This window comes from bacterium, assembly GCA_024226335.1.
GTDB lineage: Bacteria > Myxococcota_A > UBA9160 > SZUA-336 > SZUA-336 > JAAELY01.
The window spans coordinates 1-1167 of sequence record JAAELY010000402.1 but is presented as its reverse complement, the minus strand read 5'-3'; the positions used below and the strand labels follow the sequence as shown (position 1 = coordinate 1167).

At 63.2% G+C, this 1167-nt stretch carries 1 protein-coding gene; it reads right to left on the bottom strand.

Going from position 1 to position 1167, the window contains the following annotated elements:
* Positions 1 to 255 precede the first annotated feature (255 nt).
* The coding region (locus tag GY725_20140; GenBank protein MCP4006495.1) for a hypothetical protein at positions 256 to 1167 on the bottom strand (912 nt) is incomplete at its 5' end.

Genomic DNA, 1167 nt, shown 5'->3' with positions numbered 1-1167 from the left:
TCCTTGCGCATCGCGCACCGGAGCTCTCGTCCTCAAGCACGCCGAGGGCATCCTCAAGGCCGCCGACTTGAACACGGCGGACTTCAGCCTCGAGAAGGCAGGCCTGGCGAAGGAGGCCGGCGCCCGGTCCAGATCGCCAAGGCGGCTCTCCACCTCAGCTCAGCGACCGACCTGGCGACCGTCCGTGAGGCCTCACCACCGAGCGATGGCCCTCGGGGCCGGACATCCTGAATCTCGAGCCCTGCAGCGCCTTGATTAATGGGCGGATGCGTCGATCCCAAAGGTCCGAACCTCTACATGCCCGAACTTGTTCTTCACAACCTTCGTCGCGAGTTTCTCCAGGCGCCTTATCAGGTCGTGGAAGGTCAAGATCGTCCGGGTCCCCGGGTCGCGCCAAGTGCGTGTGCGAACGCCCTCTTTGCCAGCCCTGAAGCGGCCGTGGTGCGTGACCACGAGGACACCCCACCGGCGTTCTATAGGCTTCAAGTACTTCACGGCGAGCTGCTTGGCGAGGGCGTTTTCGAGCTGTCGTACGGTCCAAGGCATCCCACCGTGCTTTATCTCGATCGCTACCTCGACGGAGGCCGCTGTGGAGGAGATGATGATGTCCGGCTTGTCACCGTCTGCGACCTGAGCCTCGCGATGAGCGTGGTAGCGACCTTCAGAGCGATGCTCCATCTGCTCGGTCAGCCACTCTTGGATCTCCTGCTCGTTCTCCGCGCGAACGACCAGTGACCGCGATGTCGCATCGCGACGACGGAAGCTGTTCTGGATATCGGAGAGCACCGCTAGAACAACACGCAACAATGCTTCTCCTGTCTTCGCGGGGGCGATGAGACACCGTTCGAAGTGCAGGACTTCCGTAGGTGCCCAGATCGGCAGTTCGGCGTCGTGCTCGGCCTTCCCGTGTGTGAGCTGACGGAAATGGATTGATCTGGCCTTGCAAGTCTCGGCTGCGGAAAGCGCCCGCATGGCGTGCTGGGCGTGAGCCCCGGGCCTGTCGATCAGGGCCTTGAAGATGACATCGCGCGCGCGCTCGGCGTGATCGCGGGTATCTTGCGTGTGGTGCCCGTCGTGCGAAGCGTCGTCCTCTGGCCGAACATACTGGTAGGTAAGGCGCGCAAGAGCTTCCAGCGATGCGACCGTTGCAGTGGCGAGGGCTCCCGG